At 45.2% G+C, this 14,062-nt stretch carries 18 protein-coding genes; 11 read left to right on the top strand and 7 right to left on the bottom strand.

Annotated features, from left to right (window positions below; genetic code table 11):
- The first annotated feature begins 7 nt into the window (after positions 1–7).
- From trpS to ACLWNV_RS16690, 3 genes are read left to right on the top strand one after another with little or no spacing between them, the layout of a single operon-like run.
- Complete coding sequence (gene trpS, locus ACLWNV_RS16700) at positions 8–1,003, top strand: tryptophan--tRNA ligase (protein ID WP_413585583.1); 996 nt, start codon at positions 8–10, stop codon at positions 1,001–1,003.
- Between the two features lie 26 nt (positions 1,004–1,029).
- Positions 1,030–1,494 (top strand): HPP family protein, encoded by a 465-nt coding sequence (locus tag ACLWNV_RS16695; RefSeq protein WP_413585582.1) that lies wholly within the window; start codon positions 1,030–1,032, stop codon positions 1,492–1,494.
- 1 nt (position 1,495) lies between these two features.
- Complete coding sequence (locus ACLWNV_RS16690) at positions 1,496–1,852, top strand: DUF1304 domain-containing protein (protein WP_413585581.1); 357 nt, start codon at positions 1,496–1,498, stop codon at positions 1,850–1,852.
- A gap of 10 nt (positions 1,853–1,862) precedes the next feature.
- Here the strand turns inward: ACLWNV_RS16690 and ACLWNV_RS16685 are convergent, their stop codons facing one another.
- Positions 1,863–2,234, bottom strand: a complete 372-nt coding sequence (locus tag ACLWNV_RS16685; RefSeq protein ID WP_413585580.1) for a hypothetical protein — start codon at positions 2,232–2,234, stop codon at positions 1,863–1,865.
- 122 nt (positions 2,235–2,356) lie between these two features.
- On the opposite strand from ACLWNV_RS16685, the gene ubiG reads away from it, so the two are divergent.
- Together ubiG and ACLWNV_RS16675 are read left to right on the top strand one after the other, a co-directional pair.
- The gene (gene ubiG, locus ACLWNV_RS16680) at positions 2,357–3,136 is read left to right on the top strand and encodes a bifunctional 2-polyprenyl-6-hydroxyphenol methylase/3-demethylubiquinol 3-O-methyltransferase UbiG (RefSeq protein WP_413585579.1); all 780 of its coding nucleotides are present in this window, start codon (positions 2,357–2,359) and stop codon (positions 3,134–3,136) included.
- 56 nt (positions 3,137–3,192) lie between these two features.
- Positions 3,193–3,702, top strand: coding sequence for a DUF1772 domain-containing protein (locus ACLWNV_RS16675; protein WP_413585578.1), 510 nt, complete (start codon positions 3,193–3,195; stop codon positions 3,700–3,702).
- Here the strand turns inward: ACLWNV_RS16675 and ACLWNV_RS16670 are convergent.
- Positions 3,653–5,221, bottom strand: coding sequence for a DUF4080 domain-containing protein (locus ACLWNV_RS16670; protein WP_413585577.1), 1,569 nt, complete (start codon positions 5,219–5,221; stop codon positions 3,653–3,655). The genes ACLWNV_RS16675 and ACLWNV_RS16670 overlap by 50 nt on opposite strands.
- A 108-nt stretch (positions 5,222–5,329) precedes the next feature.
- Here ACLWNV_RS16670 and ACLWNV_RS16665 point away from each other — a divergent pair, with 108 nt between their 5' ends.
- Positions 5,330–6,562, top strand: coding sequence for a M20/M25/M40 family metallo-hydrolase (locus ACLWNV_RS16665; protein WP_413585576.1), 1,233 nt, complete (start codon positions 5,330–5,332; stop codon positions 6,560–6,562).
- Positions 6,563–6,632: 70 nt separating this feature from the next.
- On the opposite strand, the gene ACLWNV_RS16660 is transcribed toward ACLWNV_RS16665, so the two are convergent.
- Complete coding sequence (locus ACLWNV_RS16660; RefSeq protein ID WP_413585575.1) at positions 6,633–7,556, bottom strand: LysR family transcriptional regulator; 924 nt, start codon at positions 7,554–7,556, stop codon at positions 6,633–6,635.
- A 203-nt stretch (positions 7,557–7,759) separates the two neighbouring features.
- On the opposite strand from ACLWNV_RS16660, the gene ACLWNV_RS16655 reads away from it, so the two are divergent.
- The 3 genes from ACLWNV_RS16655 to ACLWNV_RS16645 all read left to right on the top strand — a co-directional run bounded on the left by ACLWNV_RS16655 (position 7,760) and on the right by ACLWNV_RS16645 (position 9,517).
- The gene (locus ACLWNV_RS16655) at positions 7,760–8,158 is read left to right on the top strand and encodes an HPF/RaiA family ribosome-associated protein (protein ID WP_413585574.1); all 399 of its coding nucleotides are present in this window, start codon (positions 7,760–7,762) and stop codon (positions 8,156–8,158) included.
- Between the two features lie 40 nt (positions 8,159–8,198).
- Entirely contained in the window at positions 8,199–8,717 is a 519-nt protein-coding gene (locus ACLWNV_RS16650) for a BON domain-containing protein (RefSeq protein WP_413585573.1), read from the top strand.
- Positions 8,718–8,929: 212 nt separating this feature from the next.
- On the top strand, positions 8,930–9,517 hold the full coding sequence (locus ACLWNV_RS16645) for a flavodoxin family protein (RefSeq protein ID WP_413585572.1): 588 nt from the start codon (positions 8,930–8,932) through the stop codon (positions 9,515–9,517).
- 12 nt (positions 9,518–9,529) lie between these two features.
- Here the strand turns inward: ACLWNV_RS16645 and ACLWNV_RS16640 are convergent, their stop codons facing one another.
- Both ACLWNV_RS16640 and ACLWNV_RS16635 read right to left on the bottom strand, forming a co-directional pair.
- Positions 9,530–10,162: a hypothetical protein gene (locus tag ACLWNV_RS16640; RefSeq protein WP_413585571.1), complete on the bottom strand. Its 633-nt coding sequence runs from the start codon at positions 10,160–10,162 to the stop codon at positions 9,530–9,532.
- Positions 10,163–10,236: 74 nt separating this feature from the next.
- Positions 10,237–10,638, bottom strand: a complete 402-nt coding sequence (locus ACLWNV_RS16635) for a hypothetical protein (RefSeq protein ID WP_413585570.1) — start codon at positions 10,636–10,638, stop codon at positions 10,237–10,239.
- 143 nt (positions 10,639–10,781) lie between these two features.
- On the opposite strand from ACLWNV_RS16635, the gene ACLWNV_RS16630 reads away from it, so the two are divergent.
- Together ACLWNV_RS16630 and ACLWNV_RS16625 are read left to right on the top strand one after the other, a co-directional pair.
- Positions 10,782–11,579: a TIGR02147 family protein gene (locus tag ACLWNV_RS16630; protein ID WP_413585569.1), complete on the top strand. Its 798-nt coding sequence runs from the start codon at positions 10,782–10,784 to the stop codon at positions 11,577–11,579.
- Between the two features lie 89 nt (positions 11,580–11,668).
- Entirely contained in the window at positions 11,669–12,634 is a 966-nt protein-coding gene (locus ACLWNV_RS16625) for a hypothetical protein (protein WP_413585568.1), read from the top strand.
- A 67-nt stretch (positions 12,635–12,701) separates the two neighbouring features.
- Here ACLWNV_RS16625 and ACLWNV_RS16620 read toward each other — a convergent pair whose 3' ends face one another.
- Both ACLWNV_RS16620 and ACLWNV_RS16615 read right to left on the bottom strand, forming a co-directional pair.
- Complete coding sequence (locus ACLWNV_RS16620) at positions 12,702–13,106, bottom strand: hypothetical protein (RefSeq protein ID WP_413585567.1); 405 nt, start codon at positions 13,104–13,106, stop codon at positions 12,702–12,704.
- Between the two features lie 193 nt (positions 13,107–13,299).
- Positions 13,300–13,920 carry a superoxide dismutase gene (locus ACLWNV_RS16615; RefSeq protein ID WP_142701738.1) on the bottom strand — a complete coding sequence of 207 codons (621 nt, stop codon included), beginning with the start codon at positions 13,918–13,920 and terminating at the stop codon, positions 13,300–13,302.
- Positions 13,921–14,062 lie beyond the last annotated feature (142 nt).

Genomic DNA, 14,062 nt, shown 5'->3' with positions numbered 1-14,062 from the left:
ACAAGGAATGAAAAAGATCATTTTGACGGGCGATCGCCCTACTGGCCCTTTACATCTTGGACACTATGTTGGCTCTTTGCAAAATCGCGTGAAGCTGCAGGAAGAGTACAATCAATATGTTTTGATCGCTGATGCGCAAGCATTGACGGATTACTACGAAAATCCTGAACACGTTCGTAAGAACGTTGAACAAGTGGCCCTTGATTATCTGGCGGTGGGTATTGATCCCAAGCAAAGCACGATCTTCATTCAATCCCAGATTCCTGAACTATTTGAACTGACGTTCTACTTTATGAATCTGGTAACGGTTGCGCGCTTGGAAAGAAATCCAACGCTGAAAGATGAAATCCGTCAAAAGAACATGAAGGATTCCATTCCTGCCGGTTTCTTTACTTACCCGGTAAGCCAAGCGGCAGACATTCTGGCGTTCAAAGCTGATCTGGTTCCGGTTGGTGAAGACCAACAGCCGATGATCGAGCAAACAAATGAGATCGCTCGTCGTTTCCATCATTTGTACAAAACTGAATTGTTCCACGACGTAAAAGCGATGGTTGGTACAACTGGCCGCTTAACGGGAATTGATGGAAAAGCGAAGATGTCAAAATCCCTGGGTAATGCCATTTACCTTGGTGACACCACAAATGAACTTAAGAAAAAAGTAAACGCCATGTACACCGATCCAAACCACTTGAAGGTCGAAGACCCAGGCACAGTGGAAGGTCACGTGGTGTTCACATTCCTTGATGTCTTTGATCCAAACAAAGAGGAAGTCGAAGCCTTGAAAGAACACTACCGCCGTGGTGGTTTGGGGGACGGTGTTTTGAAAAAACGCCTTCTGGAACTTTTGGATGCTAAACTGACTCCGATGCGCCAGCGCCGTGAACAATACTCAAAAGACATGGGTTATGTTCAGGAAGTTTTGCGAAATGGCACAGAAGCAGCCCGCAATGTGGCCGCTAAGACTCTTTCTGATGTTAAAAAGGCCATGGGTATTGTGTACTAAGAGTGTGATTGTCAAAGGAGTTTTCTATGGCAAAGCTAGCTCGTGATGTGATGACCAATGATGTGATTATGATTACTGTTGGTAGCTCTTTGGCTGCCGCGCAGGCAGTGATGAAACAACACGGTATCCGTCATTTACCCGTCGTCGATCAGAACCAACAAATCGTGGGAATTCTTTCAGACCGCGACCTTTCTTTTTTCAAAGACAGCCACATGTATCCGGTTGAGGACTTCATGACCCAGCCGGTTGAGTGGATGAACCACAACTCTCCTTTGCAGGACGCTGCTGAAAAGATGTTAAGTAAAAAAATCAGTTCAGTTCTGGTTATCAATGATAACAAAGAATTGGTAGGCATTGTGACGACCGAGGACATGATTCAGGTGTTGGGTCAGGTTTTGCGTCAGGGTAATCAAAAACGTCCGCTATCGACTTTGTTCGATATCGAAAGTCTGGACGAAATCGCTTATAAGATTTCACAAACAGGAATTTAATATGAAAAGTCTGGGTCTGACTTTGGTTGCACTTGTTGCGATAGAACATTTCATCATCATGTATGTGGAGATGTATCTGTGGACTCAGCCAACAGGCCTTAGAATTTTCCGTAATACCTTCGAGAAAGCCCAGCAAACTGCTGTGCTGGCAGCAAATCAAGGGCTCTATAACGGCTTTCTGGCAGCGGGCTTGGTGTGGGGATTGTTTCATCCTGACGATGCTGTTGCTTATCAGATCAAAATGTTTTTTCTGATTTGTGTGATCATCGCGGGCTTTTACGGGGCCTACAGTGTGAATCGCCGTATTTTCTTTATTCAGGCGTTGCCAGCGATCCTTGCTGTGATCGCGATGCTTTAAAAGTAGCTGGTTAGAAGTATCTGGCAAAGATTGCCGGAAGATGAAATCCAACGATAATTGCATATGGCAGAGAAATGGGAATCACCACTCCCCACGGTTTTGGATTGTGAATCAGATGCAATAGCGTGATCACGAACACAATCGGTGCAATCAAAAGAATCGTCAACGGCACCGCGAATCCTGCAATTAAAAGCGCTCCCAGAAGTATTTCCGCAATCTTTGTCGCCGGCATAATAAAGCGCGTTTCAATACAGGCATTAACGAAGTTTTCAATATTCGGCGGGGAAGGCGGGATCTTCACCCAGTGTAAGAAACCGTTGAGGCCCCAAAAGACCATTTGTAAACCGAAGATGATACGGCAGGCTGCTTCAATAATTTCCATTACCAAAATTGTATCCAGTCCTTTGCCTGGTTGTCGAGCCGTCAGATTGATTATTGTCACTGGACTTCGCAGGATTCGTTGAATCCTCCCACTCCTTGTTAGTTTGAAAACAGGAGTGCGCAGTGGACGAGGAGTTTGAGTTCCCCAAAATTGAACAAGCGGATATCTCCAAGAGCGAGTTCTATCAGGAATTGGCCCGGGATTGGTACACCACAAGTCAGGGTGCCATGGCTTTGCTGCGTTTGGAGACCTCCTTTCAGATGACGTGGATCCTTTCGGAAATTCGTAAGTACATTGGCTATCACGCGGAAATTTTGGACGTGGGAAGTGGCGCGGGTTTTTTTTCAAACTCTGCGGTGCAGGCGGGATACGAGGTCACGGGCCTGGATATTTCACGAACCAGTTTGCGCGTGGCAGAGCTGATGGATCGATCGGGCCGCGTGAAGTACGTCGAAGGTGATGCTTACAAGATGCCTTTCGCTAAGGATAGTTTTGATGTGGTGGTGGCGCTGGATTTATTTGAGCACGTCTCTGACCCGGAAAGAATAATTTCTGAAATGAGCCGGGTGCTGCGCCCGGGGGGATTGCTCTTTTATCGCACTATCAATAGAAACCCGGCATCCTACATTTGGATCAATAAAGTGGTGAAATGGATTGCTCACAGTCAAAATACGCTGCTTTTTGATTACAAATTATTTCGAAAGCCCGAAGACATTCAGGCTTGGTGCGAAGCCTATGACCTGGAAATGCAAAGAGTTCGGGGGATGCGACCCGCACTTCTGCAAAAAGGCATTTGGCGACTGCTGCGGACCCGGCAGATTAATTCGGATTTTCGTTTTGTCTGGTGCAAGAACAGAATCATTTCCTACACAGGTTACGCCAAAAAATTTCGCGACCACTGATGTTATGTGAAAAAAATGAAACGTGTTTTTTTATTCAAGGGCCTTATAAAGGGGACATGAAATTAAATCACTTTTTGAAGTACACAAGCTTGTTCCTGATTGGGGCGCTTGCGGGCAATGCTTTTGCTTTTGTCGTTGGTATGAGAGCAGTAATGGAAAAGCTGTCTGCGACTTCGTACATTGCCTTTCACGAGTCCATGCAAAGATCCTTTCTTTCATGGACGCCGATGCTATGTGTGGTGGTGGTTTTTAAACTTGCGACTCATTTGCTGATACTGCGAAAACAGTGGAATCGTCTGGAGTTTTTCTTTGTTCTGTTTGCTTTACTTTGTGTGGTGAATGAGCTTGCCATGACCTGGACAGGCTTTGTTCCATTGAACAAGCTTATGTATGCCTGGAATTTTCAAGGGCCGCCCGATGATTGGGAGTCTATCCGTACTCAATGGATGGATTTGATGTACTGGCGTTGTGCTTTGTTATCCGCAGGCTTTTCTTTTCTCATCATCTCAGCCCTCATTAAGAGGACTGAGTCTCCGATTTTGAAAGATGCCGCTGTTGCCTTTTAGGAAGGTTCACGCGCGCTTCAGGCGGCAGACCTTTGTTCTTTGGCTCTGGATATACTTTAAGTACCTTTGGCAACTCGCGCGTGCCTGGGGCCATGTAATCTGAAATCAAAAGCTGACGTGCTTCTTCGTGGGGCCAGTGCAGTTGCTCGGTCAGGTAAATCAAAGCTGACTCTACCAGGTTGATCAAAGAAATACCAAAGGACTGCGCATGTCGTGCTGACATTAACTCAGTAAATGCAAAATACTCCCAAAAGAAAGACTGATGTTCTGCCAATTCAGAACGGCTTTTGATAGCCGCGACGAAATTTTTGAAATTTCCGCTGTTCGCAAAAAGATCCCAGTACTTGGCAAAGCGATTCATCTTTTGCATGGTCTCAAAGTCCATCATCTTGGTACGAAGGATTTGGAATGGCGGATGTTCAGAGTAAACCATCTCCCACTCTTTATCGTGACGGGAGATCGGTGCACCTTTAAGACGCTTTAAAATACCCACCTGGATTTCGTCAGGACGAAGTCCCGCCAGGATATCAAAGCCTTTGGCAAAGCTGTTGATGTCTTCGCCTGGCAATCCCACGATCAGATCCGCGTGGGAGTGAATGCCGGTTTCATCAGCCAGGAATTTGAAGTTCTCTTTTACTTTTTCCAGATCATTTCGGCGGCTGACAAGTTTTGCGACATCGGTGTTCCAGGTTTGAATACCGATTTCAAATTGCAAAGATCCTGCAGGGAACTTTTTAATAAGCTCACGGATTTCTGTCGGCAAACGATCCGGCACCATTTCAAAATGCAGGAATAAGCCCAGTTCAATGCGCTCTAGGAAGAAATTTAAAATCTGAGTGCAGATCGTGGGACTTAAATTGAAAGTGCGATCGATAAATTTAAACTGTCTTGCGCCACGATCCAAAAGAACCTGCATGTCGGTCAGGAACTGGCTGATCTCAAAATTGCGCACGGATTTATCCAGTGACGACAGACAGTATTCACAGCGATATGGGCAACCGCGAGAAACTTCCACATACAGAACGCGGTTCTTGATATCTTCATCGCTGTAAAATTCATAGGGCGATGCGATATTTTTAATCTCGGGCAAAGCACCTTTAATAAATTTTTGCTCAGGCAATTCACCTGTTGCCAGGTACTTGTGGCAGAAGTCATAGAACAGGAAATCAGCTTCGCCCTTAAAGGTGAAATCCGCTGTGTGACAGATCGGTTGAGTCTCGCTTTCGTGAGTCACTTCCGGCCCACCCAGCACCACAACTGTCTGTGGGCTGATACGTTTGATCAGGCTTACTAGTTCATAACTTTCGCTGGCATTCCAGATATATACGCCAAGTCCGATGATCTTAGGGTTGAGTTTCAAAAGCTGTTCGCAAATGTCGCGGGGATCTTTGGCCGTGGTGAACTCGTGGATGGAAGCGTGAGCTTGCAGCTCCTTCAAATTCGCATACAGATAGCGCAAACCAAATGAAGAATGTTGGTATGTGGAATTCAAAGTTACCAAAAGAATGTCATTTTTCATCGCGCGCTCACCACTGTCATCGTTTGTACAACTTAAGATTTATCTTTGCCCGCTGCGGACAATTGATTAACATTTAAAACAGGTAATCTTATTCAAAGGAATGAATCCATGAAAACAGCCATGATGGCTATCTTACTTTTCGCGGCGCAAGCGTCTGCTCACCAGGCGATCCTTGAAACCTTCAACACAAAACCTGTATTGGCAGACTTGGCGGACTTGAAAGCCTTGGACATTCCGGTTCTTGAAAAAGAAGAATCTGTTGGTGTCGGATATGCGGTTATCACTCCGGAAATGCAACTAAAAATCCAAGAAAGAGCCCATAAAGTAGGCAAATGTGGTGGCTTTGAAGATTTAACCACGGAGCCTGGCTTTCATTCTTTGAATATCCCTTCAATGCTTAGTTCTTTGGCGCAAATTCAGGCTAAAAATGACTTCTATCAAAGAGCCCCGTTTGCAGCCCTTGCCTTGGAAAAAAACGCGCAAATCGAATCTGCGGTGGGCGAAGTCAGCGAACAAAACCTGCGTGAATGGGTGACTTGGTTGTCTTCTTATCCAACTCGCTACAACCGTGGCAAAACTCCGAACCTTCACGTTGATGACATGAAAAGACGTTTGGAAACGATGCTTGCGGGTTCAGATATTCCTTATGAAATTTCTTTGATCGATCACAGTTCAACGCCGCAAAAAACAGTGCGTGTTCGTTTGGCCGGTTCAACTCGTCCAAACGAAATCATCGTTTTGGGCGGTCACCTTGATTCCATCAACCAAAGCTGGGGTGGCGGCAGTCAACAGGCGCCGGGCGCTGACGACAATGCTTCCGGTTCTGCGAACTTGCTTGAAACTCTGCGCATCATCAGCAAAAAAGCTCAGCCAGAGCGCACGATCGAGTTCATGTGGTACGCGGGTGAAGAATCCGGTCTTTTGGGTTCTGCTGAAATCGCGAAAGCCTACAAAGCTGAAAAGCGTGACGTCGTAGCGGTTCTTCAGTTGGATATGACTTCGTATCCTGGTTCCGGTGAGCTTGTAATCGGCAACATGACAGACTTCACCAGCCGCTGGTTGCATGACTACCTAAGAGCTGTGAACGAAACTTACCTGCACGCACGTATCGTTGACGATCAATGCGGTTACGGTTGCAGCGACCACGCTTCCTGGCACCGTCAAGGTTACGCAGCCTTGATGCCATTCGAAGCGCAAATGCGCGCCGACAATCCGTTCATCCACTCTGTAAAAGACGTGATCAACGATAAAACAAACTTCAGGCACTCGGCCGTATATTCAAAACTTGCCGTCGTGTTCGCAATGGATCTAGCAAACTCCACAGCACGCCAACCGTACTAAAAGGTGCCAGGTCCTATTCCTTATCGCTAAGCGAGAAAAAAGCCCCGGGAGACCGGGGCTTTTTTTTGCGTTAATTCCACTTATCCAATTGTTTGAATCTCTTTACGATATCTTTGGTTAAGTCATCGTACTCGTCTTCCTTATGGGCAAGCATGTAAAGCGAATGCTGCCATAGCCCCATCTTCGGGCCTATGACTGTGATCAGGCCTAATTTAATTTCCTCCATCACATAAGGCACGGGTAAGAAGCCACAACCGGCACCATCAACAATCGCGCGTCCCACGACGGACATGATGTCGGATTCAAAAGAGATCTTTTTGCGGACTTTGATTTCCTCGACATATAAATCTGTTTCGTGGCGCAGTTTCATTTTGTAAGAAGGAATCACCAGGCCACCAGGGAATGCCGCCAGGAACTCCCGCACATCGGTATTTCGTGATACGCGCATTTTTAGATTCTTTAGCAGTTGAGTGGAAACCATCAAATTCACCGGTGCTGCGATGGAGGCAAGCTCTACCACGTCATCCGCGTACATGGGTTTATTCGTTAACATCAAGTCAGCTTCCTGCGAGCGCAGCTGTTGCAAAATATCTTCATCCGGTGCTGAAGTGATGGAAATTATCTTTTGGGTTTTGCCACGATTGTCGCGAATCACGGGTGAAAGAATATCGGCAATAAAGGGACGCTCCACTTGCTCGGAAATTCCGACGTGCAGGCGCTCGCTCATTTTTTCCCCAGGAGATTTCAGCGAGTCTTCAAATTGCTTGGCAATATCAAACATTTTCTTGGTGTAAGAGTAAGCACGCTCTCCGTCGGGAGTGAGCTGCAGGACGCGACCTTTTTTTTCGAAGAGTTTCGTGTCTAAGTTGCTCTCTAAAATCTTCAATTGCGAAGAAAGGCTGGGCTGGGAAATGCGCAGATATTTTGCTGCGTTTGAAACACCGCCAATTTTTGCCGTGATATGGAAATAATATAAGTGATTAAAATTAAACATAAAATACCACCCGGTTCGAGAGTGAAAAATCGGCTCCATTTTGGAACCCGGACCACGACCCTTGTCGCCCAACTGTCCAATAGCACTAGGGAATTCATATCTAACCAGACTCAACCTATAACTTTAACTTATGTATGTCATATAAATTATATATTTAAAGAATTTGTTGCCATCAACGATAATGAAAGAACAAGGAGGTAGATATGCAAACAGACATCTACTACAGAGACATCACTCGTACTGAAAACCTAGAGGCTTACTTACTTGAAAAAGTTGAGGCTTCAATCCAGGACTTCTTCAAATACGACAGTGCTGCTCACCTCACAGTGCGGATCGAAACAGATCGACATCGCACGCAAGCTCGCAAACCCAGTTACACTTGCGAGGTGATTTTGAAACCAACCCGAAGCAAACAGATTATTAAAGTCTCTAAATCGGATGAAAGTTTCAAAAAAGCAGTGATGAAAACAGTAGACTCTTTGAAATCTGTTTTGCGTCGCCGTTCTTCGAAAAAAGCCATGCATCGCAGACACGATCCGATGTTGAACTATTTCCCTACATGGGAAGAAGCTGAAATGATGGCTAGAAGTCAAAATGAATAACAACTATTAACCGAGCGATCATAATAAAGGAGTTGATCCAATGGGTACTCAAAAAATCAACCCAGTTGATACCGATCTCAGACGAAAAATCTGCGAAAGATTGAAATGGGACAAAAGAGTGAGCCCAGCGGATTTCGATGTGATCGTGCGAGGATGTGCCGTGATTGTCACAGGCAGTTGCGACACCTCATTTAAAAAAATGGCAGCCCTGGAACTCGTCTCCAATATTGATGGAGTTTGGTCTATAGAAGACCGCATTGTGGTTCCATCTGACTATTATCGCTCCGATGAAGAGCTAAAGATGTTGATTGAGCAGTCTTTAGAGGACTTCGTAAAAATCGGGGGAGAAAACATCTCAGTCTTCGTAGAAGATGGAGTTGTAACCCTTGAAGGCGAAGTTTTTAGACCTCGATTAAAAGCCTTAGCAGTCGGCTCGGCATGGGAGCTCTCCGGTGTGGTCGACGTCATTAATAATATAATGATTGTTGAGTCACCCCGACGGGCTCCTTCTTTTTTAAACTCAGACCGGGAACTGGTAAACGGTTCCGGCCCTTCCTAAACAAGGAGGAAACTTGATGGTGATAACTGGTTAAAACATGCGGTCCTTTTCCCAATATCCCTCCATGATACAGGCGCCCCCTCCGAACGGGCGCCTTCTTTTTTTCCAAAAGGCGCCTTCCAAAAGGCGCCTGGCACCTTTCGGGTCTGCACTGCAGCATATGAGCGGGTTCCACGATGCATTTCTAAAAGGTACGGCGTACCTTTTTCGTTATGAAAAAAGTTTTGATTCTTAATGGCAGTCCATCTGGCGATAACGGCAACTGTGCCGCTTTTATTTCCAAGATGCGGAAGATAAATCGGACACTTGATTATGAAGTTATTCATCTTGGTGAAAAAGGTGGACCTAGGGTGGCTGGCGCCTTTTGGGCGGGGGTTAAGAAGAAGATTGCTTCATGCGATTCTGTTATTTTTGTTACGGGGACTTATTGGGATAGTTGGGGGAGTCCTTTACAGAGATTGCTTGAGGAGATTACGGATATGGAGGCTACTCCGGCGGTGATGGGGAAGCCCTGTGCGGTGATGGTGTTGATGCATTCGGTGGGCGGGAAGTCAATTCTATCGCGCTTGCAAGGCGTTCTTAGCACTATGGGATTTTTGATTCCGCCGATGAGTGGAATGGTCTATTCGCTGGTTTCAGATATTGCTCTTAAAACTAAAAACACTCACGCCAAGGATTTCTGGCAAATTGAAGACGCGGAACTTATCCTGGCAAATCTAAAAACGGCTATGGATCTTAAAATCGAATGGACTACCTGGCCCGTCGATAAAAAAGATCCACGACGTAAGTGGTTTAAGTAAGTACTACCAGTCCTATCTGCAGGACTGGAGAGTTTTAAGAGTGGTGGTCTTAACTTTTTCCTGAGGTTGTGTTCTTAAAGTAACCTCGCCTGTTTTAGATCTAATCTGAATTTCAATGGTTTCGGTCCACTGTTCTTTTTTAACCAGGGCAAGCTGCGAGCCTTTTTCCCAGGTCGTTTGCATTTCCATTGTAGTCGTGTAGTTGCCGTTTCCGTCCATCAGAGTGACTGGAATGTGGTTGTGTACAGCATAAGTGCAGGATACGGCTTCTTCGATATTTTGTTGATCATAGCCTTGTCGGGAGAAAGATGCGTTTACCTGGGCATTTTGTTCGGAATCACCACGACTGACTTTGAAGCTGTTTTCACCTTTCAGTGCTGACTTTGGAATTCTGAAAAGAAAAGTGTTATCTGCATCCTGAATTTTTAGGACAAGCTCTTTCTTCATCCAGCGTAAAGGCGAAGTGGCTTTTGATGGACGGTTGATTTCAACATTCACCAGCCCGCTGCGGAAAGGAATTTCCTTTCCATCTTCATTTTGAAGTAACAATTCACCTTTAAGCGACTGAATATCAGCCGGAAGAACTTGTGCATAAACTGTGTTAGCCATAAACATTAGACCAATAATTGCAGTTACGATTTTCATAAGATTCTCCAGAATGTGTTAAATCAGTTATTAGAAGCCCCGGGGAATAGTTCCGGGGCATGAAGTGTTGATAATTATTTACAAGAGTATTTTGCCCAAGTTGTTCTATTGAAAACGCTACCAAGCTCAATAGTTCCACGTGGATTAATAGTTTCATAACCTTGACCGTCAGCCGAGTACCAGTCGACAGTGTTGAACGTTTTGCAGTTGGTATTTGCATGATCTAGCTCGCCGCCAAAAGCTACTCTGGAGCCGTAGTGATCATCATTACCCATGTACTTAACTTCAGCAACACAAGCACCAGTAGCTTCGCCACCTTTATAGATGATAAGGCCTGCTTGAAATTGAACCAGAATCTCAGGGTCTGCTGTGACTGTTCTGTCAGAGCTTACTAAAGAACAAACATAGTAGGACTTAGAGGCAAGGGCCGTAGAACTAAGACCTAACATCAAAAGCGCGCATAGTACCTGTTTCATATCGATCTCCTATTGGTTGGAATTATTTCCAAACGTAAAGTATCAGGACGGAAGCCCATTCAATAGATAGATGTTGTGAATTAGTGTACATCATGTTCAGTTTTAGTGTACAATTGACCAAACCTTGTACGGGAGCTGGGCCGGTGAACATATTTGATTTCAAATCATATAAGACATTCTTAAAAGCGTATTGCGAGTCCGAGCGGGGAGCCCTTACCCGATTGGCTGAAGCGGCCGACACTCAGAAGTCCTATATATCCACCTGTCTTAAGGGGAAAGGTCAACTGAGCCTCGATCAGGCATTTGCGATTGCGGTTTATCTGGGGTTTTCAGAAAACGAACAGGACTATTTCTATTTGCTTATCGAAAAAGAAAAAGCTGTCACTCCAGCGCTTCGTCGTCGCTTGGAAGCCAAGGCCAAAGAGATGAGTCGTGAGGCATTTCGAATCAAAAACCAACAGAAGGATTCCGTGGTAATTACTGAAGGGGATTCAGGCATTGGCTTTTACTATGCAACCTGGCTTGCGACAGGAATTCATACTCTGACTTCCGTGCCGCAGTTTCAAAGCCTGGCAAATCTGGGAAAAAGACTGAATCTGAATCAGGAAAGCATCGCGATGATAGTGGAGTACCTTGTGAAAATGGAACTCATCAAAAAAAGTGGTGAAAAGTTCCAATGGAATTCTTCAAATATGCATTTGGAAGATAACAGTATGTGGATCAGCGGCCATCACACGAACTGGCGGGCGCGGGCCATTGATAATATTCAAAAAAGGGATAAAGAGGCCACTCACTACAGCGCTATCCAATCATTCTCCGAAGAGGATTTTGACAAATTAAAGAAAAAGATCGTCCATTTCATCAATGACTTTAATAAGGTCGCTGACCCCTCGGAGCCGGAGGATGCTTTCTGCTTTAATATCGATCTTTTCCGTATTTAGCTCAGCGTCTCATTTTGAGACCTGATGCTGGTCCCTCCTTTGCTTTTGTTTAGTCATAGCGATTATTCGAGAGTTTAAAGGAAACTATTATGACCTACAGACATTTTGGCGAAAAAGTTCTAATCACCTGTGTGACGTTTTTTGCTTTAAACGCGTTTGCAGCGGAATCTGTAAAAGTGGACCCGCAGCTCGCAAAATCTTCCAAGCCAGAGGTTTCCGCCGTCGCGAAAAATCGCCCGTCAGGTACTTTGATTCTTTCCAACTCTGCCAATAGAAAACTGAAAGACATGGACGCCTTATCCAAGGTTGAAGGGCCTCGGACCGGAGGGGGAGGAAACTCCTGTGCTCTTTCAATTACTCAGAATACAGAAAAAATGATTAGCATGCTGTCGGCGATGCCAAATTTGTTAAGTGAAGAACAGAAAACGATTCTTTTGTTAAAGATTTCCGAGGCTAAGTTTTACGTCGCGGAAACTCTCACTCTGGACGGAGAGATGAAAGATGCGATCAATTATCCAGACACCAAGGAAATTTTTGTTTCCAACAGGCTGTGTGGATTGGATCTGATTGAAGTACATAGCAGAGCCATGGCAATTCTTCTGCATGAGTATCTGGGGTTGGCAAGAATCGATGATCGCCGTTACCAGATATCCGGTGCATTCCTTCAAAACTTTGCGGCTTTTAATCCTCAAGGATATACGTTTACGTCGGATAATTCCTATTATACAAAAACCGGCCAATGTATTCAGTCCGTATTGCGTATTCAGCAAATCGGAAACAATTTCATTATGACGTCTACGTCAAAACCAGGTGCCCGAGTCATCGCTCTGACACGTGAACAGGTTGAAAAATTTAAAGCAATCGAAGCACGCACCGAAGGTGTGCCGAAGTCAGTGACCGTGCGGGATACCGCCGTGGGCTGGGACTATACCTTCGTCAGCAAAAGCTGTGACGGAGTTAAATGTGACTTCTTAAGGGTTCAAAATGAAAATGGCATTTGGGCCGTCTATCAGAATGCAATAAACGGAATGACCAAAATAACCTGCGACAAGTAAGAAGCGGAAGCCAGGTTCCCTTTTGTACTGCAGGGCAGGACAAAAAGGGAACTGTTACCTAATTAGGTTATTGAGGGGCAGCTTCGACACCGGTTCCTTTTACGTTGAAAGTGACACTGTCTGTGTCTCCGATAATTTTCACGGTTCCAGTGGATTCACCTGTTTGCGCTGGAACAAAGAACAAAGTGAAACTGCAGGAATATCCTGCTTCCAGAAATCCCAAACAATCTGTATCGGCCCAATAATCAGCGCCACTGATGGTAATCTGACTGATGTAAATGGCCTTATCTGCGGGAGCATAAAGGTCCCAGGACTGTGAGCCTCCACTGCCCAAGGCCACCTCGCCAAAGTCATAATCGATAACAACATCTTCGGTTACATGTATGGGATTTTGCGCGAGTGCATTCGTGGGAGCAGCAAATGAAGCCCAGGAGAAAGTGCTAACCAGCAATACGGCGATAAGGTTTTTCATAGGAATCCTCCTTACGGTTGCCTTTATTGTGAAACAACTGTGGGAGGCGACAAGTAGGGAACTGTTGTATGAAAGGAAAGTAACCGCGGGCTTGTCTTTCGAAATATCCAGAGCTGTTAGAGGGCAAAAAAAAGGGAGCTGTTAAGCTCCCTTTTTTTGGACAAAGTGTGTCCGTACCTTTTTGCGATGACGGTTATGTCATTGCTTTTGTAAGGTCTTGAACTTTTTTGGAAGCGTAACATTGAGATACGAAATCCCAGTTTACTTGAGACCAGAAAGTTTCAAGGTATTTCAAACGAAGGTTGCGGTAATCAACGTAGTAAGCGTGCTCCCAAACGTCAGCAACCATAATTGGAGCTGGGCCGTTGTTAGTGAATGGAACTGCTGCATTGGAAGTGGATACCAGGCTCAATTTTCCAGAAGCATCTGTGCACAGCCAGATCCAGCCAGAACCGAAAGTTTTCATACCACCGTCAACGAACTTAGCTTTTAGCTCGTCCATTGAACCGAAATCGCGTTTGATTGCAGTTTCAAGATCAGCAGAAGCTTTGCCGCCTTTGCCTACTGGAGCCATGTTGAACCAATAGAATGTGTGGTTCCAAGCTTGAGCCGAGTTATTGAAGTTACCGCCAGAAGAAGAAAGAACGATCTCTTCAAGGGATTTACCTTTCAAAGAAGAGTCTGTCTCCATCGCTTTATTCAAGTTGTCGATATAAGCTTTGTGATGTTTGTCATAGTGATAAGTCATTTGTTCTTCGTTGAACAAAGGAGCCAAATCAGTTTTTGCATACGGAAGTGTAGGAAGTTTGAACATAAACGTCTCCTGTTAGGCTTTGACCAAGATGTCAAAGCTAGTGTCCTTAAAGTCTCCGACTGGGTCGGAGGAATCCTTAATGAAACTATATTGAAAATGGAAGACGGTCTATCTTTTTAGAATTGTGCAGGACTCCGCCCAA

It is taken from the genome of Bdellovibrio sp. HCB274, assembly GCF_047306075.1.
Lineage (GTDB): Bacteria > Bdellovibrionota > Bdellovibrionia > Bdellovibrionales > Bdellovibrionaceae > Bdellovibrio.
Note: the sequence above shows the minus strand (reverse complement) of the source record. Positions and strands in the feature narration are given on the sequence as shown.